29 protein-coding genes are annotated in these 22,032 nt (G+C 41.0%); 24 read left to right on the forward strand and 5 right to left on the reverse strand.

Features of this window, described 5'->3' with window-relative positions:
- Positions 1-50 precede the first annotated feature (50 nt).
- The 13 genes from HSP_RS0104785 to ureG all read left to right on the forward strand — a co-directional run bounded on the left by HSP_RS0104785 (position 51) and on the right by ureG (position 9,740).
- Positions 51-830 (forward strand): transporter substrate-binding domain-containing protein, encoded by a 780-nt coding sequence (locus HSP_RS0104785; protein WP_010676272.1) that lies wholly within the window; start codon positions 51-53, stop codon positions 828-830.
- A 181-nt stretch (positions 831-1,011) separates the two neighbouring features.
- Positions 1,012-1,710, forward strand: coding sequence for a DUF4198 domain-containing protein (locus HSP_RS0104790; RefSeq protein ID WP_010676273.1), 699 nt, complete (start codon positions 1,012-1,014; stop codon positions 1,708-1,710).
- A gap of 12 nt (positions 1,711-1,722) precedes the next feature.
- Positions 1,723-2,217 (forward strand): carboxypeptidase-like regulatory domain-containing protein, encoded by a 495-nt coding sequence (locus HSP_RS0104795; protein WP_010676274.1) that lies wholly within the window; start codon positions 1,723-1,725, stop codon positions 2,215-2,217.
- Positions 2,217-2,828 carry a cobalt transporter CbiM gene (gene cbiM, locus HSP_RS0104800; protein ID WP_007523441.1) on the forward strand — a complete coding sequence of 204 codons (612 nt, stop codon included), beginning with the start codon at positions 2,217-2,219 and terminating at the stop codon, positions 2,826-2,828. Before HSP_RS0104795 ends, cbiM begins: the two co-directional genes overlap by 1 nt.
- Complete coding sequence (locus HSP_RS0104805) at positions 2,825-3,424, forward strand: energy-coupling factor transporter transmembrane component T family protein (RefSeq protein WP_010676275.1); 600 nt, start codon at positions 2,825-2,827, stop codon at positions 3,422-3,424. Before cbiM ends, HSP_RS0104805 begins: the two co-directional genes overlap by 4 nt.
- 1 nt (position 3,425) lies before the next feature.
- Positions 3,426-4,049: an energy-coupling factor ABC transporter ATP-binding protein gene (locus tag HSP_RS0104810; protein ID WP_010676276.1), complete on the forward strand. Its 624-nt coding sequence runs from the start codon at positions 3,426-3,428 to the stop codon at positions 4,047-4,049.
- A gap of 95 nt (positions 4,050-4,144) precedes the next feature.
- Entirely contained in the window at positions 4,145-4,447 is a 303-nt protein-coding gene (ureA, locus tag HSP_RS0104815) for an urease subunit gamma (protein WP_010676277.1), read from the forward strand.
- A gap of 161 nt (positions 4,448-4,608) precedes the next feature.
- Complete coding sequence (gene ureB / locus HSP_RS0104820) at positions 4,609-4,914, forward strand: urease subunit beta (RefSeq protein WP_005629499.1); 306 nt, start codon at positions 4,609-4,611, stop codon at positions 4,912-4,914.
- Between the two features lie 11 nt (positions 4,915-4,925).
- Positions 4,926-6,644, forward strand: coding sequence for an urease subunit alpha (gene ureC, locus HSP_RS0104825; RefSeq protein ID WP_010676278.1), 1,719 nt, complete (start codon positions 4,926-4,928; stop codon positions 6,642-6,644).
- A gap of 37 nt (positions 6,645-6,681) precedes the next feature.
- Positions 6,682-7,302: a glutathione S-transferase gene (locus HSP_RS0104830; RefSeq protein ID WP_010676279.1), complete on the forward strand. Its 621-nt coding sequence runs from the start codon at positions 6,682-6,684 to the stop codon at positions 7,300-7,302.
- A gap of 469 nt (positions 7,303-7,771) precedes the next feature.
- Positions 7,772-8,329, forward strand: a complete 558-nt coding sequence (gene ureE / locus HSP_RS0104835; RefSeq protein ID WP_007523516.1) for an urease accessory protein UreE — start codon at positions 7,772-7,774, stop codon at positions 8,327-8,329.
- Entirely contained in the window at positions 8,314-9,021 is a 708-nt protein-coding gene (locus HSP_RS0104840) for an urease accessory protein UreF (RefSeq protein ID WP_010676280.1), read from the forward strand. The genes ureE and HSP_RS0104840 overlap by 16 nt, the downstream gene beginning before the upstream one ends.
- Before the next feature lie 83 nt (positions 9,022-9,104).
- A complete protein-coding gene (gene ureG / locus HSP_RS0104845; protein WP_010676281.1) occupies positions 9,105-9,740 on the forward strand; it encodes an urease accessory protein UreG in 636 nt (211 codons plus the stop codon).
- Positions 9,741-9,778: 38 nt separating this feature from the next.
- On the opposite strand, the gene HSP_RS0104850 is transcribed toward ureG, so the two are convergent.
- The 5 genes from HSP_RS0104850 to HSP_RS0104870 all read right to left on the reverse strand — a co-directional run bounded on the left by HSP_RS0104850 (position 9,779) and on the right by HSP_RS0104870 (position 12,770).
- Positions 9,779-10,399, reverse strand: coding sequence for a tellurite resistance TerB family protein (locus HSP_RS0104850; protein WP_010676282.1), 621 nt, complete (start codon positions 10,397-10,399; stop codon positions 9,779-9,781).
- A gap of 127 nt (positions 10,400-10,526) precedes the next feature.
- A complete protein-coding gene (locus HSP_RS0104855; RefSeq protein ID WP_007523440.1) occupies positions 10,527-11,273 on the reverse strand; it encodes an amino acid ABC transporter ATP-binding protein in 747 nt (248 codons plus the stop codon).
- Between the two features lies 1 nt (position 11,274).
- The gene (locus tag HSP_RS0104860; protein ID WP_010676283.1) at positions 11,275-11,991 is read right to left on the reverse strand and encodes an amino acid ABC transporter permease; all 717 of its coding nucleotides are present in this window, start codon (positions 11,989-11,991) and stop codon (positions 11,275-11,277) included.
- Positions 11,992-12,179: 188 nt separating this feature from the next.
- Positions 12,180-12,545, reverse strand: coding sequence for a glycine zipper 2TM domain-containing protein (locus tag HSP_RS0104865; RefSeq protein ID WP_010676284.1), 366 nt, complete (start codon positions 12,543-12,545; stop codon positions 12,180-12,182).
- Positions 12,546-12,566: 21 nt separating this feature from the next.
- Positions 12,567-12,770: a glycine zipper 2TM domain-containing protein gene (locus HSP_RS0104870; RefSeq protein ID WP_010676285.1), complete on the reverse strand. Its 204-nt coding sequence runs from the start codon at positions 12,768-12,770 to the stop codon at positions 12,567-12,569.
- 130 nt (positions 12,771-12,900) lie between these two features.
- Here HSP_RS0104870 and HSP_RS0104875 point away from each other — a divergent pair, with 130 nt between their 5' ends.
- The 11 genes from HSP_RS0104875 (at position 12,901) to lldD (ending at position 21,956) form a co-directional block, all read left to right on the forward strand.
- Positions 12,901-13,407 carry a TetR/AcrR family transcriptional regulator gene (locus HSP_RS0104875; RefSeq protein ID WP_010676286.1) on the forward strand — a complete coding sequence of 169 codons (507 nt, stop codon included), beginning with the start codon at positions 12,901-12,903 and terminating at the stop codon, positions 13,405-13,407.
- A gap of 220 nt (positions 13,408-13,627) precedes the next feature.
- Entirely contained in the window at positions 13,628-14,008 is a 381-nt protein-coding gene (locus HSP_RS0104880; RefSeq protein WP_010676287.1) for an ATP synthase subunit I, read from the forward strand.
- Positions 14,009-14,037: 29 nt separating this feature from the next.
- Positions 14,038-14,835, forward strand: coding sequence for a F0F1 ATP synthase subunit A (atpB, locus tag HSP_RS0104885; protein WP_010676288.1), 798 nt, complete (start codon positions 14,038-14,040; stop codon positions 14,833-14,835).
- A gap of 124 nt (positions 14,836-14,959) precedes the next feature.
- Positions 14,960-15,214: a F0F1 ATP synthase subunit C gene (gene atpE, locus HSP_RS0104890; protein WP_005706613.1), complete on the forward strand. Its 255-nt coding sequence runs from the start codon at positions 14,960-14,962 to the stop codon at positions 15,212-15,214.
- Between the two features lie 58 nt (positions 15,215-15,272).
- On the forward strand, positions 15,273-15,743 hold the full coding sequence (gene atpF / locus HSP_RS0104895; protein WP_007523527.1) for a F0F1 ATP synthase subunit B: 471 nt from the start codon (positions 15,273-15,275) through the stop codon (positions 15,741-15,743).
- Positions 15,744-15,756: 13 nt separating this feature from the next.
- Complete coding sequence (atpH, locus tag HSP_RS0104900; protein WP_007523504.1) at positions 15,757-16,290, forward strand: F0F1 ATP synthase subunit delta; 534 nt, start codon at positions 15,757-15,759, stop codon at positions 16,288-16,290.
- Positions 16,291-16,302: 12 nt separating this feature from the next.
- Entirely contained in the window at positions 16,303-17,844 is a 1,542-nt protein-coding gene (atpA, locus tag HSP_RS0104905) for a F0F1 ATP synthase subunit alpha (protein ID WP_007523514.1), read from the forward strand.
- A gap of 23 nt (positions 17,845-17,867) precedes the next feature.
- Positions 17,868-18,734 (forward strand): F0F1 ATP synthase subunit gamma, encoded by an 867-nt coding sequence (gene atpG, locus HSP_RS0104910; RefSeq protein WP_010676289.1) that lies wholly within the window; start codon positions 17,868-17,870, stop codon positions 18,732-18,734.
- 17 nt (positions 18,735-18,751) lie between these two features.
- Complete coding sequence (atpD, locus tag HSP_RS0104915) at positions 18,752-20,125, forward strand: F0F1 ATP synthase subunit beta (RefSeq protein ID WP_010676290.1); 1,374 nt, start codon at positions 18,752-18,754, stop codon at positions 20,123-20,125.
- Positions 20,126-20,162: 37 nt separating this feature from the next.
- Positions 20,163-20,582 (forward strand): F0F1 ATP synthase subunit epsilon, encoded by a 420-nt coding sequence (locus HSP_RS0104920; protein ID WP_010676291.1) that lies wholly within the window; start codon positions 20,163-20,165, stop codon positions 20,580-20,582.
- A 228-nt stretch (positions 20,583-20,810) separates the two neighbouring features.
- Positions 20,811-21,956, forward strand: a complete 1,146-nt coding sequence (lldD, locus tag HSP_RS0104925) for an FMN-dependent L-lactate dehydrogenase LldD (protein ID WP_007523506.1) — start codon at positions 20,811-20,813, stop codon at positions 21,954-21,956.
- The last annotated feature ends 76 nt before the right edge of the window (positions 21,957-22,032 follow it).

Below are 22,032 nucleotides of genomic sequence, written 5' to 3' on the forward strand. Positions count from 1 at the left end.
CTTCTACATTAGCAACCAATTTTGACAGGTTTCATAAAAGGATAGTATTTATGTTCAAGAAAATTTCAGCATTAACTTTAGTCGCAGCAACGTTAGCCACCTCTTCATTGGCGATGGCAAAAGAGAGCTTAATTGAGAGAATCAATCAAAAAGGTGTCATTACAGTTGGCACCGAAGGCACTTATGCGCCATTCACTTATCATGATGAAAGCGGTAAATTAACCGGCTATGATGTTGAAGTAACACGTGCAGTCGCAGAAAAATTAGGCGTTAAAGTCGAATTTAAAGAAACCAACTGGGATTCAATGTTGGCGGGGCTAAAAGCTGAACGTTTTGACTTAGTAGCAAATCAAGTGGCATTAACCACGCCAGAGCGCCAAGCTACTTTTGATAAATCAGAAGCTTATAACTGGTCTGGCGCTGTGCTTGCAGCACCTAAAGAATCAAAAATTACTGCACCAGAACAGGTAAAAGGTTTAAGAGCGGCGCAATCTCTAACTTCAAACTATGGTGAATTAGCGAAGAAATATGAAGCGGTACTTGTGCCGGTTGATGGTCTAGCACAAAGTATTAAAGTGATTGAAACCAAACGCGCTGATGTCACTTTTAATGATTCATTAGCTGTATTGGATTATTTAAAGAAAAATCCAAAAGCAGATTTAGCGATTGTATGGCAATCATCTGACAAAGTTGGAGCAGGTTTAGTGGCAAACAAAGGTAACCAAGAAGCTTTAGCGAAAATTGATGCAGCAATTGTTGAATTGCAAAAAGATGGAACATTGAAAAAATTAGGCGAGCAATTTTTCGGTCAAGATGTTAGCGTAAAATAGTTTTTGCTCGTTAAGCTTCATTGACAAGCGGTTGAGTTTGCAGAATGTTTTGCAAATTTAACCGCTTGTTTGTTTTTTGTTATTCAAAATCCGCTTCACTTTAAAATTAGTGATTTTAATTTTAAAGAGTAGATATTTTAAGTTAAAATTCGCGCCACGTTAGGTGACTTGGAGAATCCTTATGAAAACACTTAAATTATCCTTATTTTTAACCACACTTTGTGCAACATTTTCCGCTCAAGCCCACAATGTTTGGTTTGAACCAACCGCAAATCAACAGTATGTGCTGAAATTCGGACATGAAACCCCAGAATTTTACCCTGAAGCGAAAGTCAAGCGCGTTCGTTATATTGATGAAAAAGGGATGGTTCACGATACGCAGTTTGCTTTCCAAACTAAAGAAGGTAATAAAGGCGAAGCAGTTGTTGGTGATAAAGGTGCAGTCATTTATTACGCGCTTTTCAATAATGGTGTCTGGTCAAAATTACCGAGTGGTAAATACGTTGAGAAAACCAAGCGTGAAGTCCCTGAAGCTGAACTTTCTATCAACCCAATTAAACTGGGTAAATCGATTGTGAAATGGGATGATAATGCAACCAAGTATCACAATATGGCCTATGAATTAGTGCCACAAAGCAAACCAGAAGCAGGTAAGCCGTTAGAGATTTTAGTATTGAAAAATGGCAAACCAGTTGAAGGAATTAAAGTGGGTTTAGGCGAAGATAAACCGTTTGAACTATCTAATGCGCAAGGCATCGCTAAATTTACGCCAACTAAAGGTTTTAATAAAGTGTGGGCGGAGTTTGAAGAGAAGGTTACAGATAATCCGGATTATACCGATCGTTCATATGAATATATGTTGACCTTTGATGTAAATTAAGGCGCATTTTGGATGGAATTTTCTCCCAAAATCTTGCAACAAGCGGTCATTTTAGGCTTGTTTTTTACCAATTCGGCGATGGCACATAGTCTGCATTTATTTGCAGACTATGATGGTAATGCCATTTCTGGTAAAGCCTATTATTCCGATCAAACTCCTGCCGCTGAAACCTATGTTGAAGTGATAAAAACGGGGGAAACTACTCCGACTGTTTATGGTAAAACAGATGCTTCAGGGCATTTTAGCTTGCCCCTGAATCAAACCGGCACTTTTACGGTTGTGGTGGAAGGGATGGAGGGGCATCGTATTGAGGCGGTCGTGCAAGCTAAAGCGGTTGCCACAAATACCTCTGCTTCAGTGAGTGCTGCGGAAATCACTTTGTTACGAGAAGAAATTGACCAGCTTAAAAATAAAATCTATTGGCGAGATGTGTTAGGAAGCATTGGTTATATTCTTGGTTTCTTCGGTTTTTGGGCGCTGTTAAAAAACAAACGAGGCCGCGACTAATGCACTTATCTGAAGGCGTATTGCATAGCAGTACCTTGTTAATTGGTGCTGTTGGAGCGGTGCTAGGTTTAGCGATTGGCTTGAAAAAAATGACTGGTGATAAGCTTGCGCTTACCGCGTTGTTTTCAGCAGCATTTTTTGTCGCGAGCACCATTCATATTCCGGTTGGAATTGGCAGTGTGCATCTCATCTTAAATGGCATTGCTGGCTTATTTCTAGGCTGGCGAGTATTTCCTGCCTTTCTGATAGCATTAACTTTGCAAGCCTTAATGTTTTCATTTGGCGGCTTGGCGGTATTGGGCGTCAATCTGTGTATTATGGCACTACCTGCGGTGGTGGTCAGACTCTGTGTATTCCCGTGGCTAAAAGCAAATTTTTGTCGCCAGCGGCTCATCGTGAGTGGCATTTTATCTGGGGTAATTGGTGTTGGTGGTGCCGCACTACTGGCCTCATGCGTATTAGCTTTTGATGGTAGCAATCAATATCACGACTTAATTAGTTTATTGCTAGTCTCTCATTTACCTGTATTCGTTGTTGATAGTTTAATTAGTGTTGGCGTATTACTCACACTAGCTAAAATGTTACCTTCCGCTTTTGAGAATGCCGAATGAAAACGCTGTTTTCCCCTCATTATCGGCTAATTTATGCTTTTTTATTCAGCATTGCGATTAGCAGCATTCAATCGGTAAATCTCCTGTTAATTTTGACCGCTTGTATGGCTGCTTGGGTGGTGTTTTTGCATAGTCATCAGCCAAAACATTTACTGAAACGTTGGCTTAAACTCAACCTATTCAGTTTGCTGATTTGGCTCACATTAAGCTGGAAAATTGAACCGCACGGGATTGTGCTTAATCCGCTAGGTATCACTCAAGCAACGCTGATTAGCCTGAGAATGAACCTCATTGTGCTTTCAATTTGGTTGTTGCTTCATCACATTACTGACACGCTTTTAGTACAAGCCATTGCCAAACTGCCTTTGCCGAAGAAATTGATTCATCTGTTTGTTTTGAGCATTCGTTACATCAGTTTATTAGGCGAATTAAATGACAAAATGGAGATGGCTATGAAAGCCCGTGGCTTCCAACCTCACTGCAACCGTTTTACGTTAAAAGTGTATGCGCAGCGCGTGGCATTGTTGTTAATTCATGCAATGGTCAAAGCAGAAAAAGCAGAACAAGCGATGAAAGCGAGAGGGTTTAACATTTAATATGATTTTACAAACCGAAAATTTAACCATTGTTCGCAATCAACAAGCGGTCATTTCTGACTTAAATTTTACGTTAGATTATTCCGAAAAAGTGGTCTTGCAAGGCGAAATCGGGAGCGGCAAATCTTCGTTCTTATTAGCATTACTTGGCTTTGTGCCGTTAGCTTCGGGTAGCCTTTATTGGTTTGAGAAAAAATGCGAAAAAGAGGCTGATTTTGTACCAATTCGCGGGCATCAAGTGGGAATTTGCTTTCAAAATGCAGAAGATCAGCTTTTGGGCCCTACCGTGCTAGAGGATGTGGCGTTTGGCTGTTTAAATCAAGGAAAAAGCGAGCAACAAGCCTTTGATATTGCGCTGATGCAACTTGAAAAATTAGGCATCACGCATCTTAAAGATCGTCCAGTCAATTTGCTTTCTGGGGGAGAAAAAAACTTTACCGCATTAGCGGGCGTACTAGCCATGCAACCGCAAGTGTTGTTATTAGATGAGCCAACTAATGGGCTAGATGCAAAAAATAAAGCAAATTTAACCGCTTTATTAAAGAACTTACCACAGCCCATGATTATTGCTACGCACGATCTCGCATTTAGCGAAAATTTAGCCGATAGAATCGTGCTTTTCTAACCTATTCCAATCGTGTTGGAGCTTATCCTAAGCCATAGATAAATCACGCCGAAAGGCGTAAAATTTGACAAAACAATCACATAAAGAAGGTTTATATGCATTTAACATCAAGAGAACAAGAGAAATTGATGCTCTTTTTAGCCGGCGAGCTAGCCACAAAACGCAAAGCGCGTGGCGTAAAATTAAACTATCCTGAGGCAATCGCGTACATTGCAAGTCATTTGCAAGAAGCTGCTAGAGATGGCATGAGTGTGGCGGAAGTGATGCAATATGGTGCAACCCTGCTCACCGTTGAAGATGTAATGGAAGGCGTCGCTGAGATGGTACACGAAGTACAAATTGAAGCAACTTTCCCAGATGGCACGAAGCTTGTTACCGTGCACAATCCGATTAGATAAAAGAAAATTTCCCTTTTTAGCAAAGAGGGAAAGGGGGGATTGGGCAGAAGAAAATTCGACTTTGTGCGTAAAGTTATAACGCAAAAAAAATCTCCCCCAGCCCCTCTTTTTCAAAGAGGGGAGCTTTCATAAAAATTTTAAAATAGAAGGATTTAAATAAAATGATCCCAGGTGAATATCAATTAGCTGAAGGTGATATTATTGCCAATGTTGGCAGAAAAACCGTCACAATCGAAGTAACTAATTCAGGCGACCGCCCAATCCAAGTCGGCTCCCATTACCATTTCTTTGAAACCAATAACGCCCTTAAATTTGACCGCACTTTAGCGCGCGGAATGCGCTTAAATGTTCCTTCTGGCAATGCCGTACGTTTTGAACCAGGTGAAGTAAAATCGGTAGAATTAGTCGCTTTTGGAGGCTCGCAAACCATTTACGGCTTCCATAATCAAATTGATGGCAAATTATAAGGTAGGGCAAAATGGCATTAACAATTTCAAGAGCACAATATGTAGCAACTTATGGCCCAACCGTTGGCGATAAAGTCCGTTTAGGCGATACTAATTTATGGGCAACCATTGAACAAGATTTATTAACCAAAGGTGATGAGTGTAAATTTGGTGGCGGTAAAAGTGTGCGTGATGGCATGGCGCAAAGTGGCACTGCAACTCGCGACAATCCAAATGTATTGGATTTTGTGATTACCAATGTGATGATCATTGATGCTAAATTAGGCATTATCAAAGCGGATATTGGTATTCGCGATGGTCGCATTGTCGGCATCGGACAAGCAGGTAACCCTGATACCATGGATAATGTCACGCCCAATATGATTATTGGTGCAAGCACAGAAGTACATAACGGTGCACATTTAATTGCAACAGCTGGTGGTATCGATACCCACATTCACTTTATTTGCCCTCAACAAGCACAACATGCGATTGAAAGTGGGGTTACCACGTTAATTGGTGGTGGGACTGGCCCTGCTGATGGTACGCACGCAACGACTTGTACGCCAGGTGCGTGGTATATGGAACGTATGTTCCAAGCGGCAGAAGCTTTACCAGTCAACGTGGGCTTTTTCGGTAAAGGAAACTGTTCAACCTTAGATCCGCTACGTGAACAAATTGAAGCGGGCGCATTAGGTTTAAAAATCCATGAAGACTGGGGTGCAACGCCTGCAGTAATCGATTCTGCATTAAAAGTGGCAGATGAAATGGATATTCAAGTAGCGATTCACACCGATACACTAAATGAAAGTGGTTTCTTAGAAGATACGATGAAAGCAATTGATGGACGTGTGATTCACACCTTCCACACCGAAGGAGCGGGCGGCGGTCATGCGCCTGACATTATTAAGGCGGCGATGTATCCAAACGTATTGCCAGCTTCAACCAACCCGACTCGCCCGTTTACAAAAAACACCATTGATGAACACTTAGATATGTTGATGGTTTGCCATCACTTAGATAAACGCGTGCCGGAAGATGTAGCATTTGCCGATAGCCGTATTCGTCCTGAAACTATTGCAGCAGAAGATATTTTGCATGATATGGGCGTTTTTTCGATTATGAGTTCAGACTCTCAAGCAATGGGGCGCATTGGCGAAGTCGTTATTCGTACATGGCAAACCGCAGATAAAATGAAAATGCAACGTGGTGAGCTAGGCAACGAAGGAAACGATAACTTCCGCATTAAACGCTATATTGCGAAATACACCATCAACCCAGCAATTGCACACGGTATTGCAGATCATATTGGCTCGTTAGAAGTGGGCAAAATTGCCGATATCGTGTTATGGAAACCGATGTTCTTTGGGGTAAAACCTGAAGTGGTAATTAAAAAAGGCTTTATCAGCTACGCAAAAATGGGCGACCCAAATGCCTCGATTCCAACACCGCAACCTGTATTCTACCGTCCAATGTACGGTGCACAAGGCTTAGCAACAGCACAAACCGCAGTATTCTTTGTTTCACAAGCCGCTGAAAAAGCCGATATTCGTGCTAAATTCGGTTTAAACAAAGAAACCATTGCCGTGAAAGGCTGCCGCAGCGTAGGTAAAAAAGATCTCGTTCATAACAACGCAACACCTGAAATTACCGTTGATCCTGAACGCTATGAAGTGCGTGTAGATGGCGAGCTCATTACTTGCGAACCCGTGGACACGGTGCCATTAGGACAACGATATTTTATGTTCTAAGCAGAAAAGAGCGGTCAAATTTTAAGGAGAATTTACAATGAAACTTTGGTACTCCACCACCAGTCCGTATGTACGTAAAGTGCTGGTAACGTTGAAATATCAACAACTCTTAGACAAAACAGAACTGATTAAAATTGGTTCATCATTTGATGCAAGCTCTCCGCATAATCAAGCCAACCCATTGGGTCGTGTGCCTGCGTTAGAACGTAATTGTGGTAATTGGCTTTATGGCAGCTTGCTCATTTGCGAATATCTCGACCAAAAAGGCAAGGTAGAACCTAAACTCATTCCAGAAAGTGGCAAGCCTCGTTGGGCGGTGCTCGCCTTACATAACTTAGCAGATGGCATTATGGAAAACACCGTGCCGATGATGGCTGAAAAAATGCTTCGCCCTGAAAGTGAATGGTGGACAGCTCGTCATCAACAACTAACTGAGCGCAATCGTCAAAGTTTTGCAAGACTTGAGCTAGATTTAAAACCGTTTGGCACGGAATTAAACATTGGTACGTTAATGGCTGTTGCAGTCATTGATTGGTTCTTGTTTAGAGCAGAAAAAATTGGATTAGATCTTGCAAAAGAATTTCCAAATTTAACCGCTTGGGCGGCAGAGATGAATGAAAAATATGAGGTTTTAAGCGAGACAAAGCCAACTTTGTAACCATTTTTTTGCGTTACGAAATTGGTCTAAATAACCTAATTTCTCTGTTTTTCCTTCTGCCAAATCTCCCCTACCCCTCTTTGCTAAAGAGGGGAAAGAACGAGCGAGATTTTATATCATTGTTCTACTTTGATATGGCAAATATAAATTAGTCAGGTGACAGCAAATTTATAAAGAAAATCCCCTCTTTAGCAAAGAGGGGAAAGAATGAGCAAGATTTTACATCATTGTTCTACTTTGATATGGCAAATATAAATTAGTCAGGTGACAGCAAATTTATAAAGAAAGACCCCTCTTTAGTAAAGAGGGGAAAGAATGAGCGAGGTTTTATATCATTGTTCTACTTTGATATGGCAAATATAAATTAGTCAGATGACAGCAAATTTATAAAGAAAATCCCCTCTTTAGCAAAGAGGGGTGGGGGAGATTTGGCTGCCTCAATTAACGAAGAAATTAAACAATATAAAATATGAAAATCCTCAACCCCATTCTGCCTATTATGGATACCATTTTAGGTGACTTAACTAGCCTCCAAACTGAAGGCAAAATTACACATCAAGTCATTGAACGCGTAGCATTGCAGTGGTATGAAAGCGAGCGCAATATTCTGCGTAAAACCACAAATACTGGACGTGAAGTGGCATTTCGCCTACTCAAAGAAGGGCAACGTTTAAAACACGATGATGTGGTGTTTATCAGCGATGAATTAGTGATTGCGATTGAAATTTTACCGAGTGAAGTAATCGTGCTGTCTCCGAAAACCTTGCCTGAAATGGCTCGCGCTTGTTATGAGATCGGTAATAAACATTCACCACTCTTTTTAGATGGTGATGAAGTGACATTACCTTACGATAAGCCGATGTTTGAATGGTTACAAGCAGCGGGATTTCATCCACAAAAAGCGGAACGCCGTTTAAGCCAAGCGTTAAGAGCCAATTCTGCACAAGGGCACGGTCATTCGCATAGTCATTCGCACGATCATCACGGCTATCACCATCATGGAGACGGCAATTGGCACCAACATTAAACCGAAGCCTGGCAGATTTAGGCGCCTTGTTGCACCTGGTTGACCCCACTTTGCCTATTGGGGGCTTTAACCATTCAAATGGTTTAGAAACCTTTGTTCAACAAGGTGTTGTTGCCTCAAAACAAAGCCTAGAAGAATATGTGCAAACCCAGCTTTTGCAAAACTGGGTGTATAGCGATGGTGCTTATCTTTCGCTCGCATTTGAAGCCATGGCTGCCAATGATTTTGAGCGCTTGTGTGAATTAGACCATTCGTTATCTGCAACCAAAATTGCGCGGGAAAGCCGCGAAGGCAGTTTTAAACTTGGCGTGCGGTTATTAAAAATTTTTATCCGCTATGAACAACACCCCATGTTGAGCCAATTTCAACAAGCGATTCAGAATAAAACCGTGCAAGGTTATTTCCCGATTGTGTTTGCGATGGTGGCACAAGCGATGGGGCTTAGCAAAGCGGATACCCTGTATGCGTTTTACTACAATGCGGCAGTTGGTACCATTACCAATGGCGTAAAACTCATTCCGCTTAGCCAAATGGACGGGCAAGATATTCTGTTTGATTTGCGTAGTGCACTCTTGCAAGCTGTCGAATTAAGCCTTGAGCCAAATCTTGATTGGCTGGGTGCAGCAACTCTCGCAAATGACATCCGCTCTATGCAGCACGAAGTGCTTTATACGCGACTTTATATGTCGTAAGAGCGGTCATTTTTTATTAAATTTTTACATATCGCAGAGGTGATAAGAATGAGCCTCTACGATATCAACACAAAAGGAACATTATGCGTAACTACATTAAAATCGGCGTGGCAGGCCCTGTTGGCGCGGGCAAAACGGCGTTAATCGAAAAACTGACTCGCGAAATTGCAAGCCGTTATAGCGTGGCGGTCATTACTAACGATATTTATACCCAAGAAGATGCGGAATTTTTAACGAAAAATAGCCTACTTCCGCCAGAGCGAATTATGGGCGTGGAAACAGGCGGTTGCCCACATACGGCAATTCGTGAAGATGCCTCTATGAACTTAGAAGCAGTCGATGAAATGGTTGCACGTTTCCCTGATGTAGAAATCGTCTTTATCGAATCTGGTGGTGATAACTTATCTGCGACTTTTAGCCCAGATTTAGCGGATGTGACTATTTTCGTGATTGACGTTGCACAAGGTGAAAAAATTCCGCGTAAAGGTGGACCAGGTATTACCCGTTCTGACTTATTAGTGATTAATAAAACTGACCTAGCGCCATTCGTTGGTGCTGATTTAAGCGTCATGGAACGTGATGCACGCCGTATGCGTAACGGTCAGCCGTTTATCTTTACCAACTTAATGAAGAAAGAAAATTTAGATGGTGTAATTGGCTGGATTGAAAAATATGCCTTATTGAAAAACATAGAAGAGCCGAAAGCGTTAATTCGTTAGATGGAAAAAAGGAGAGGTTAACCTCTCCTTTAGTTTTTTTATAATCCTGCTTGCGCTTCGAGTTGCTCAACTAGCGCCTCATCTAAATGTAAGGCTTCTGCAAGATTCGCCAAGAAGATAATTTCTTTGCGACTTAATTCTTTGCACACAACGCGAGCGGCTAAATAAACTTGCGCTGCGATTGCTGGATTATTTTCCACTTTTGCCCCAATTTGTGCCGCACTTAATGGATTGGCCATCGCTTGATTTAACCATTGTTGCACTTCTACATCGTCGCCGGCTTCTTGAAGAATGGCTTGGCGTTCTTCTTCCGTAATTTCCCCATCAGCAGCCGCTGCAGAAATCATGGCTTGTAAAATAATATTTGCCTGATCGGTCAGCTGAAAAGCACTTTCATTTAAAGCCTCTTGTGTAGGCTGATTCTGTGCTTGGTATTTTTGATAAGCTTGGTAAGCAAGGCTGCCTAATGCTGCCAGTGATCCTAATTTAGCTAAACCCGCACCACCTTTTCTGCCTAAAAACATAGAAAGCAACCCAAGTGCCGCCGCGCCACCACCGACTTTGGTGATTTTATCTTGCGTGCTGTTGCCGTTTTTAGTGTCGTTGAAGGTTTCTTTCGCTACGTTAAGCACCTGATTTAAAATGTTATTAAAGTCCATATCAGTTTCCTTTTTATCGAGGGATAGTAAACATGAGTAGCTAAAATGGGGATGAAGTTCTCTGTTCAAAAGACAAGCGGTCTAAATTTGCAAAACTTTTACAAAATTAGACCGCTTGCTTATAGGGTTATGCTCGAATTTGTTGCAAGAAGCGTTTAGTCCGCTCGTGTTGTGGATGATTAAAGAGCTGGTCTGGCGAACCTTGCTCAACAATTACGCCACCATCCATCACAATCACAATGTCTGCGACATCTAATGCGAATTTGATCTCGTGTGTTACCACCACCATAGTCCAACCATCATTAGCAAGTGCTTTCATGGTATTGAGTACATCTTGCACTAATTCAGGGTCAAGTGCGGAAGTGGGTTCATCAAAAAGCATTAAAGCAGGTTGAATTGCTAATGCACGCGCAATGCCTACACGTTGTTGCTGTCCGCCCGAAAGCTGAAATGGGTATAGATTCACTTTATCAGATAACCCCACTTTCGCTAATAAAGCCAAAGCCTCTGATTTTGCTTGAGCTGTGTTTTTTCCTTGAACAAAAACAGGCCCTTCCATCACATTTTCGAGCGCAGTTTTATGCGGAAATAGATTATAGTTTTGGAACACCATGCCTGATTTTCGGCGCAAGGCAAGAATCTCTTTTTTGTTCGGTTTTTTACCAAAATCAATCGTTAATGGCGCACCATCTTCAAATGTGATTGTGCCTTGTTCTGGCATTTCTAGCGCATTTAAACAGCGCAAAAAGGTTGTTTTCCCTGAGCCGGAAGGCCCTAAAATGACCACCACTTGCCCTTTTTCAATGTTTAAATCAATCCCTTTTAAAATGGTATTTTCACCAAAGGTTTTGTGAATATTGCTTATTTTAATCATCTTAGTTCGCCACAAATCGGTTAAAGCGATGTTCTAGTTTCGCTTGAATTAAAAATAGTACCCAACAGAAGCACCAATAAATTAGCCCCGCTTCAATATAAACTGGTAAAAAGTCATAAGACATATTGGCCATTTGTTGAGCAACACGGAACATTTCGGTAACGGTAACCACTGAGGCAAGCGAGGTGTCTTTAAATAAACCAATAAAAGTGTTACTTAATGGCGGCACGGCAACACGAAATGCTTGTGGCGCAATAATGCGGCGGAAGGTTTGCATATAGGTCATACCAATGGTAAAGCCCGCTTCCCATTGTCCTTTTGGCACGGAGGAAATGGCAGCACGCACCGTTTCTGAACCATAAGCTCCAATATTCAGTGAGAAGCCGATAATCGCAGCTGGAATTGGGTCGATGAAAACGCCAATAGCAGGCAAACCATAGAACACCACAGAAATTTGCACCAACATTGGTGTGCCACGAATGATAGAAATATAGCCTTTCACAAAGGCAAGCAATAGACGATGAACAATACCGTTAGACGGCGAAATGCGGATGAGCGCAACCACCACGGCAATAATCATCCCAATAATAAAAGAAGCAATCGCAAGGGGAATGGAAACTAGCACGGCAGCTTCAACCATTGGCCAAAAAGCATCAATCACGAGCTTCGCACGTGCAGCATCCATAAATGGAAGGCTCATTAAGAGTTGTTCTAACACAAAAATATCCTTTTTAAATTTTTTGCCGATTGTAAGTAAAAAATGACCGCTTGTATATGTCTAGACGTCTAAAAGGCTAAAAAACGGTAAAATAAAACGGCTAAACTTTGTGATAAAACTTAGCCGTTTGGTTCATTGGATTGAATAAAGTTATTTGGATTTTGCTAACTGAATGAATTTATTTTGATTTAATCATCATCGTGATGATGTGGTTTATGTTTATGGTGTTTTGGCCTATGTGGTCTGTGGTGGCGATCATCAAAATCATCATATTCATAACGCGCAGGGCGGAAGCCTTCGTAATGATGGCGATGTTCTCTTTCACGCTCAGCACGATGTCTTTTTTCTTCTTTATGCGCGTTCCATTGGCTACCCACTACACCACCGAGTGCCGCGCCAGCCATGGTTGAGGTGACATCATTGCCCACCACTGCGCCCGCGACCCCGCCTAATACTGCGCCCACCGCAGTATCGTGTTGCGAACGTGTTAATGCTTGTGCATTAGCCCCAATAAATAAGCTTAATACAATGCCTTTTACGATCCATTTTTTCATAGTGACCTCACATAAAGGTGATTAACGATTCCACTGGCTACCGACTAAGCCACCCACTGCTGCACCGACCACAGTAGAGGTGGTGTTGCCTCCAATTAGTCCGCCAGCTACGCCACCAAGTACGGCACCTGTTGCGGTATCTCGCTGTGAACCTCTCAGCCCACAAGCTGTCGCTGATGAAGCAACAACCACTAAAACTAACATTTTGCTCACTAAATTTTTCATGAGTCTCTCCGAGTAGTTAAAAAATAGACGTCTAAATGACGCGTTAAAACTGGGCGTATTTTTCGGGATTTAAAAATAACCGTCAACACTTTCGCCCAAAACTGAAACAAACTCACCCAAATGTAACAGTATGAAAAAAAATTTGAACTTTGTGATAAAAGAAAGCCTCACCGAGGCGTTGTTTATCTTGATGCGAAAGAAACCCTTTGAAGAGATTACTATTACTGAAATTTCAAAATTAGCGGGTGTGAGTCGAATTTCGTTTTATCGTAATTTTGACTCTAAAGAGGATGTGTTAGTGAAATATCTCTTTGAAAAGTCAATGGATGAATTTTCAAAATATCAGGCTCAACGCACGCAAGAAAAATTAATTGCGATGTTTAAATCTATTGATCATCTACATGAAGTGGTTGATTTACTTTATCAGCAAAATCTTTCTCACCTCTTTTTATATTATTTACGCACCGTCACTGGTGCCCAGCCAGAGCAACCAAATACTCAAGCTTATGCAAAATCGATGACCATGGGGATCTGCTTTGGTGGACTCGATGAATGGATTCGACGAGGTCGTCAAGAATCTGCTGAAGAAATGGTCGCTATTTTACAAACAGTCTTAGGTCAATTTTTAGAAAAGTAATGTTTGAAAGCGTAATAAAAATGCCCATTTTTGGAGAAATTTTTCAGTTTTTAACTAGTTTGGCTGAAAATTAACGAATTTTTAACAATTTATTTAAAATTATGCCCAGAATTGCGTATTTTTTGGTTGAATACTCCGTAAGGTTCCGTATAATTTAGGGTTGATTTTTATTGATTTGCAGAGGCGAGTTTCGCCTATTTTTAAAATGAGAAATTAAGCGATGTCTGCTGTAATCAATCGTGCAAAACAACGGTACCTAAAAGCCTGTAAAATTCAATTAGTATTGATTGGATTGATGATTGTCATTACGCAGTTTTGGCAACCCCAAGCGATGCTTTCTGTGTTAAGTGGTTCTTTAATTATATTTATTGCCCACTATTTTTTTGTTTATTGGGTTTTCTTTAGAAAATTAGTCAAACAAGCAAAAAAAATGACCGCTTTTTATCAAGGCGAAGGAATTAAGTGGTTTATCGTTGTGTCAGGGCTTGTTGTTAGTTTTCTGGGAATCCCAAATTTTCAAGCAATTCCTTTTTTTGCCGGATATTTTATAACGCTTTTATTGAATAACCTCATTCCGATGTGGTTGTCCAAACAATTTTAAATTTACCTTTACCTTATCAAGGACTTATTATGGCTGGAAATACTGCTGAATATATTGGTCACCACCTTACGTTTGCAACGACAGGTGATGGCTTTTGGAACGTGCATTTAGATACGTTATTCTTCTCGATCGTATCAGCACTCATTTTCTTATATGTATTCCGTAAAGTGGCAAAAAATGCGACAACGGGCGTACCGGGTAAATTACAATGTTTTGTTGAAATCGTTGTAGGCTGGGTTGATGGTTTAGTCAAAGATAACCTTCACGCCTCTCACCATATCCGTCATAAAGTGGCTGCATTAGCATTAACCATTTTCTGTTGGGTTTTTGTGATGAATGCCATCGACTTAGTTCCTGTTGATTTTCTTCCTCAATTCGCTGGATTATTCGGTGTTCACTATTTACGTGCTGTACCAACCGCAGATATTAGTGCAACACTCGGTATGTCAATCTGTGTATTCGGCTTAATCCTTTTCTACACAGTGAAATCAAAAGGCTTTAGTGGTTTAGTAAAAGAATATACACTCCACCCTTTTAATCACTGGGCATTTATTCCTGTCAACTTCATTCTTGAAAGCGTAACATTATTAGCAAAACCGATTTCATTGGCGTTCCGTCTATTCGGTAATATGTATGCAGGTGAGTTAATCTTCATCTTAATTGCAGTAATGTATATGGCAGACAATTTTGCATTGCAAGCATTGGGTATTCCATTGCATTTAGTTTGGGCAATTTTCCACATTTTGGTTATTACGCTCCAAGCCTTTATCTTTATGATGCTAACGATTGTTTACTTGAGTATCGCTTATAACAAAGCGGATCATTAAACGAACCCATAAGCGGTGGAATTTTAGTGAAATTTTGCAAAAATTAGACCGCTTGTATTTTTCTTTAACTTAAACAAAACCTTAGCCGAGAGGCTAATTCCTCAATCTTTTAATGGAGAACATTATGGAATCAGTAATCACAGCAACTATTATTGGTGCATCAATTTTATTAGCTTTCGCAGCACTTGGTACTGCAATTGGCTTCGCACTTTTAGGTGGCAAATTTTTAGAGTCTTCTGCTCGTCAACCTGAATTAGCAAGCAGCTTACAAACTAAAATGTTCATCGTTGCTGGTCTTTTAGATGCTATCGCAATGATCGCTGTTGGTATTGCATTATTATTCATCTTCGCAAACCCATTCATCGGTTTATTAGGCTAATCCCTATAAATAATAGGCGTTACCTTCGGGTAATTTAACTAACTTTATAGGAGGCGTTGTGAACTTAAATGCAACACTAATTGGCCAACTTATTGCGTTCGTCCTTTTTGTGGCGTTCTGTATGAAATATGTATGGCCACCGCTGATTAAAGCGATTGAAGAGCGTCAAGCAAATATAGCTAACGCTTTAGCATCAGCGGAAAAAGCGAAACAAGAGCAAGCAGACTCAAAAGCTGAAGCGGATAAAGAAATCCTTAAAGCTAAAGAAGAAGCTCAAAAAATTATTGATTTAGCAACGAAAAGACGTAATGAAATTTTAGAATCTGTGCAAGCAGAGGCTGAGGTGGAACGTCAGCGTATTATTGAACAAGGTCGTGCGGAAGTTGAAAGCGAACGTAAACGTGTTCAAGAAGAGCTTCGTCAAAAAGTAGCAGCATTAGCCGTGGCTGGTGCAGAGAAAATTGTGGGTCGTTCTATTGATGAAGCGGCAAACAATGACATTATTGATAAGCTAGTTGCAGAACTATAATAAGGTGGGGCAGATGTCAGAATATAGTACAGTAGCTCGCCCCTACGCTAAAGCAGCGTTTGATTTTGCTTTAGAACAAGGTCAGTTGGATAAATGGCAAGCGATGCTTACCTTTTCAGCCGCAGTAGCGGAAAATGAGCAGGTGGCAGATTATCTCTCATCTTCGCTTGCAAGCGGTCAAATTGCAGAGTTTTTTTGCAATGTCTGCGGTGACCAGCTAGATCAATATGGGCAAAATTTTATTCGTGTGATGGCTGAAAATAAACGCCTTGCAATCCTTCCATCCGTACTCGCGCAATTTAGCGAACTTCGTGCAGAGCATGAAGCGGTAAAAGAAGTGTTAGTGGTTTCAGCTAGCGAATTAAGTCAAGCACAAGAAAAGAAAATCGCTCAAGCGATGGAAAAACGCTTAGGTAAAAAAGTGCGTTTAAATAGCCAAATTGACCCGTCTGTTATTGCAGGGGTAATCATTCAGTATGATGATGTCGTCATTGACGGTAGTAGCCGTGGGCAATTAAACCGCTTAAATCAAGCGTTGAGCTTGTAAGAGGAATAAAAAATGCAACTAAATTCAACTGAAATTAGTGAATTGATTAAAAAACGCATTGCCCAGTTTAATGTGGCAAGCGAAGCACAAAGCACAGGGACAATTGTTTCTGTAAGCGATGGTATTATTCGTGTTCACGGTCTTGCAGATGTAATGCAAGGTGAGATGATCGAATTACCGGGCAACCGTTATGCAATCGCATTAAACTTAGAACGTGATTCTGTTGGTGCGGTAGTGATGGGCCCTTATGCTGATTTAGCAGAAGGCATGACAGTAAAATGTACCGGTCGTATTTTAGAAGTACCAGTAGGTCGCGGTTTATTGGGCCGTGTGGTAAACACTTTAGGTCAGCCAATTGATGGTAAAGGTGAAGTTGAACACGATGGCTTCTCTCCAGTAGAAGTAATTGCACCAGGTGTTATCGACCGTCAATCAGTAGATCAACCTGTTCAAACCGGTTATAAAGCGGTTGACTCAATGGTACCAATTGGTCGTGGTCAACGTGAGTTAATTATTGGTGACCGCCAAACTGGTAAAACAGCGTTAGCAATCGATGCGATCATCGCGCAAAAAGATTCTGGCGTAAAATGTATCTATGTTGCGATTGGTCAAAAAGCTTCAACTATTGCGAACGTAGTACGTAAATTAGAAGAACACGGTGCATTAGCAAATACTATCGTTGTAGTGGCATCTGCATCTGAATCTGCAGCATTGCAATACCTTGCTCCATACTCTGGTTGTGCAATGGGTGAGTACTTCCGTGACCGTGGTGAAGATGCGTTAATTGTTTATGATGATTTATCTAAACAAGCCGTTGCTTACCGTCAAATTTCATTATTATTACGTCGTCCACCAGGTCGTGAAGCATTCCCAGGGGATGTATTCTACCTACACTCTCGTTTACTAGAGCGTGCAGCACGCGTAAATGCAGATTATGTAGAACGTTTCACTAATGGTGCAGTAAAAGGTCAAACAGGTTCTTTAACGGCATTACCAATTATTGAAACTCAAGCGGGTGACGTTTCAGCATTCGTACCGACAAACGTAATTTCGATTACCGATGGTCAGATTTTCTTAGAATCTAACTTATTTAACTCAGGTATTCGTCCTGCGGTAAACCCAGGTATCTCTGTTTCTCGTGTAGGTTCTGCGGCACAAACCAAAGTAATTAAAAAATTATCAGGCGGTATCCGTACTGCATTAGCGCAATATCGTGAATTAGCAGCGTTTGCACAGTTCGCGTCAGATTTAGATGATGCAACTCGTAAACAACTTTCTCACGGTCAAAAAGTAACAGAATTGTTGAAACAAAAACAATTTGCGCCAATGCCAGTAAGTGAACAAGCACTTGTTTTATTTGCTGCTGAATTTGGCCACTTAGATGATGTGGATGTTGAGCGTATTGGCTCATTTGAATCTGCATTATTGGCTTACGCTAATAGCAACCATGCTGATTTTATGAAGGATTTAGCAAAATCTGGCGATTATAACGATTCAATCAAGGATCAATTAAAAGCTATCGTTGAGAACTTCAAAAAGAACGGTGCATGGTAATCACTAACTAGCGGAGAAAGATTATGGCAGGTGCGAAAGAGATAAGAACCAAAATTGCGAGTGTTCGTAATACGCAAAAAATTACGAAAGCAATGGAAATGGTTGCAACCTCTAAAATGCGTAAAACGCAAGAGCGTATGTCGGCTTCTCGCCCGTATTCGGAAACTATCCGTAAGGTGATCAGCCATATTGCAAAAGGCAGCATTGGTTATAAGCACCCGTTTTTAACTGAACGTGAGATTAAAAAAGTAGGTTACTTAATCGTATCTACAGACCGCGGCTTATGTGGCGGTCTTAACGTCAATTTATTCAAAGCAACATTGAATGAATTTAAAACATGGAAAGATAAAAACGTTAGTGCAGAGCTTGGCTTAGTAGGTTCAAAAGCGGTAAGTTTTTACCAAAGTCTTGGTTTAAATGTGCGTTCTCAAGTTATTGGTTTAGGCGATAATCCTGAAATGGAACGTATTGTGGGTATCGTAAATGAAATGATTGATGCCTACCGCAATGAAGAAGTGGATGCAGTGTTTGTGGCGTATAACCGTTTTGAAAACACAATGTCACAAAAACCGGTTATCGCACAATTACTTCCGTTACCAAAATTAGCAGATGACGAATTAGAGACTAAAGGTTCATGGGATTATATTTATGAACCAAATCCACAAGTATTGTTGGATAGTTTATTAGTTCGTTACTTGGAAACTCAGGTGTATCAAGCGATTGTAGATAACCTTGCTTCTGAACAAGCCGCTCGAATGGTAGCAATGAAAGCCGCAACAGACAACGCGGGTACTTTAATTGATGAATTACAATTAGTGTACAACAAAGCTCGCCAAGCAAGCATTACAAATGAATTAAATGAAATTGTCGCCGGTGCGGCAGCAATTTAGAGAAAAGAGGAACGGTAATGGCAACAGGAAAAATTGTACAGATCATCGGTGCGGTGATTGACGTTGAATTCCCACAAGATGCAGTACCAAAAGTATATGATGCGTTAAAAGTAGAATCAGGTTTAACGCTTGAAGTCCAACAACAATTAGGTGGTGGACTGGTTCGTTGTATCGCACTCGGTACATCAGACGGTTTAAAACGTGGCTTAAAAGTTGAAAATACTCACAACCCAATTCAAGTACCAGTGGGTACTAAAACATTGGGTCGTATTATGAACGTGTTAGGTGAGCCAATCGATGAAAAAGGTCCTATTGGCGAAGAAGAACGCTGGGATATTCATCGTGCAGCACCAAGCTACGAAGAACAATCAAACAGTACGGAATTACTTGAAACCGGTATCAAAGTTATCGACTTAATTTGTCCATTTGCAAAAGGTGGTAAAGTTGGTTTATTCGGTGGTGCGGGTGTAGGTAAAACCGTTAACATGATGGAATTAATCCGTAACATCGCGATCGAGCACTCAGGTTACTCAGTGTTTGCAGGTGTTGGTGAGCGTACCCGTGAAGGTAACGACTTCTATCATGAAATGACAGACTCTAACGTATTAGATAAAGTATCGTTAGTGTATGGTCAGATGAATGAACCACCAGGTAACCGTTTACGTGTAGCATTAACAGGCTTAACCATGGCGGAAAAATTCCGTGATGAAGGTCGTGATGTATTATTCTTCGTAGATAATATCTATCGTTATACCCTTGCTGGTACTGAAGTATCTGCGTTATTAGGTCGTATGCCATCTGCGGTAGGTTACCAACCAACATTGGCAGAAGAAATGGGTGTGTTACAAGAACGTATCACCTCAACCAAAACGGGTTCTATCACTTCTGTACAAGCGGTGTATGTACCAGCCGATGACTTAACAGACCCATCGCCAGCGACAACCTTTGCGCACTTAGACTCAACAGTCGTATTAAGTCGTAACATTGCATCACTTGGTATTTACCCAGCGGTTGACCCATTAGACTCAACTTCACGTCAATTAGATCCATTAGTGGTGGGGGAAGAACACTATAACGTAGCACGTGGCGTACAAGGTACATTACAACGTTATAAAGAGTTAAAAGATATCATCGCAATTCTTGGTATGGACGAGTTATCTGAAGACGATAAATTAGTGGTAGCACGTGCACGTAAAATTGAACGTTTCTTATCACAACCGTTCTTCGTTGCTGAAGTATTCAACGGTACACCAGGTAAATATGTATCATTAAAAGACACAATCCGTGGCTTTAAAGGTATTTTAGAAGGCGAATTTGACCATATTTCAGAACAAGCGTTCTATATGGCAGGCTCAATTGACGAAGTTGTGGAAAGAGCAAGTAAGATGTAATTGTTCCCTAACTTCATAGGAACGCAAGGAGAACAAAATGGCATCTCAATTTGAACTTAACGTAGTCAGTGCAGAGCAAAAAATTTTCTCAGGGCAAGTTGTTAGCGTACGAGTAACTGGGATTGATGGTGAGTTAGGTGTGTATGCAGGGCATACACCATTATTAACCGCAATCAAACCAGGTATGGTGAAATATACTTTATCTGATGGCAATGAAGCATTTATTTATGTTTCAGGTGGCTTCTTAGAAGTACAGCCAACCGTGGTTACCGTACTAGCAGATGTGGCGATTCGAGGCGAAGAACTTGATCAACAACGCATCTTAGCAGCTAAACGTAAAGTAGAGGAAAGTTTAAGCAAGGCCAACGACGTTGACCTTTCAGCAAAACTTTCTCGCGAAATCGCGAAACTACGTGTTTACGATATTGTTAGCTCACAGCTTTCGAGAAGAAGATAAAAATAATAAACCCCAACCGAAAGGCTGGGGTTTCGTTTATGCAAGCGGTCAGATTTTATGAGTCATTTGCAAAATGTGCTAAGAAATTGACCGCTTGTTTTTTTCAGGTGTAAGAACATCTGTTAAATCGTGATGAAGATCACAAATAGGAATAATTATTATTTACATAATTTAAAATACTGTTACACTCATGCCTCTTTTTTTACTTCCTTTCAACAAGAGGTTAACATGATTATCTCATCCGCAAATGACTATCGCGAAGCTGCGCGTCGTCGCGTTCCTCCATTTATGTTCCACTATGCTGATGGTGGTTCTTATTCCGAACAAACACTAGCTCGTAATGTCAGTGATTTAGCCAATATCGCGTTAAGACAGCGCGTATTAAAAGATATGTCTGAGCTTGATACTGAAATTGAGCTGTTTGGTGAAAAGCTCTCTATGCCGGTAACGCTTGCACCAGTAGGGGCTTGCGGTATGTATGCGCGCCGTGGTGAGGTTCAAGCTGCTCAAGCAGCAGAAAATAAAGGTGTTCCATTTACGCTTTCAACGGTTTCTATTTGTCCGATTGAAGAAGTTGCACCAGCAATTAAGCGTCCATTGTGGTTCCAGCTTTATGTGTTGAAAGATCGTGGATTTATGAAAAATGCGCTTGAACGTGCAAAAGCGGCAGGATGTTCTACCTTAGTCTTTACGGTAGATATGCCCACACCTGGTGCGCGTTATCGCGATATGCATTCTGGAATGAGTGGCCCTTACAAAGAAATTCGCCGTGTATTACAAGGCATTACGCATCCTTATTGGGCATATGATGTTGGTCTTAAAGGTAAACCGCATACTTTAGGCAATGTTTCTATTTATACTGGAAAACAAATTGGTTTAGATGATTACATCGGTTGGTTAACAGAAAACTTTGATCCGTCTATTTCGTGGAAAGATTTAGAGTGGATTCGTGAGTTTTGGGATGGTCCAATGGTAATTAAAGGAATTCTTGATCCTGAAGATGCAAAAGATGCAGTACGTTTTGGTGCGGATGGCATTGTGGTTTCAAACCATGGCGGTCGCCAGTTAGATGGTGTACTTTCTAGCGCAAGAGCCCTTCCTGCTATTGCAGATGCAGTGAAAGGAGACATTAAAATTATTGCAGATAGTGGCATTCGTAACGGTTTAGATGTGGTGCGTATGATTGCATTAGGTGCGGATTGCACAATGATTGGGCGTTCTTTCGTTTATGCATTAGGTGCAGCAGGTCGTCAAGGTGTTGAAAATATGTTGGATATTTTCAAAAAAGAAATGCGTGTAGCCATGACGCTTACGAGCAATCGCACCATTGCAGATATTAAACCAGATGCGTTAGTGGATTTAAGCAAATTATAATTTGCAAAATTTGGAGAAAAATAGACCGCGTGTTGATGCGAATTTATACTCGCTGTCGTAATTTTCAACAAGCGGT

This window comes from Haemophilus sputorum CCUG 13788 (assembly GCF_000238795.1).
GTDB classification, from domain to species: Bacteria; Pseudomonadota; Gammaproteobacteria; order Enterobacterales; family Pasteurellaceae; genus Haemophilus_A; species Haemophilus_A sputorum.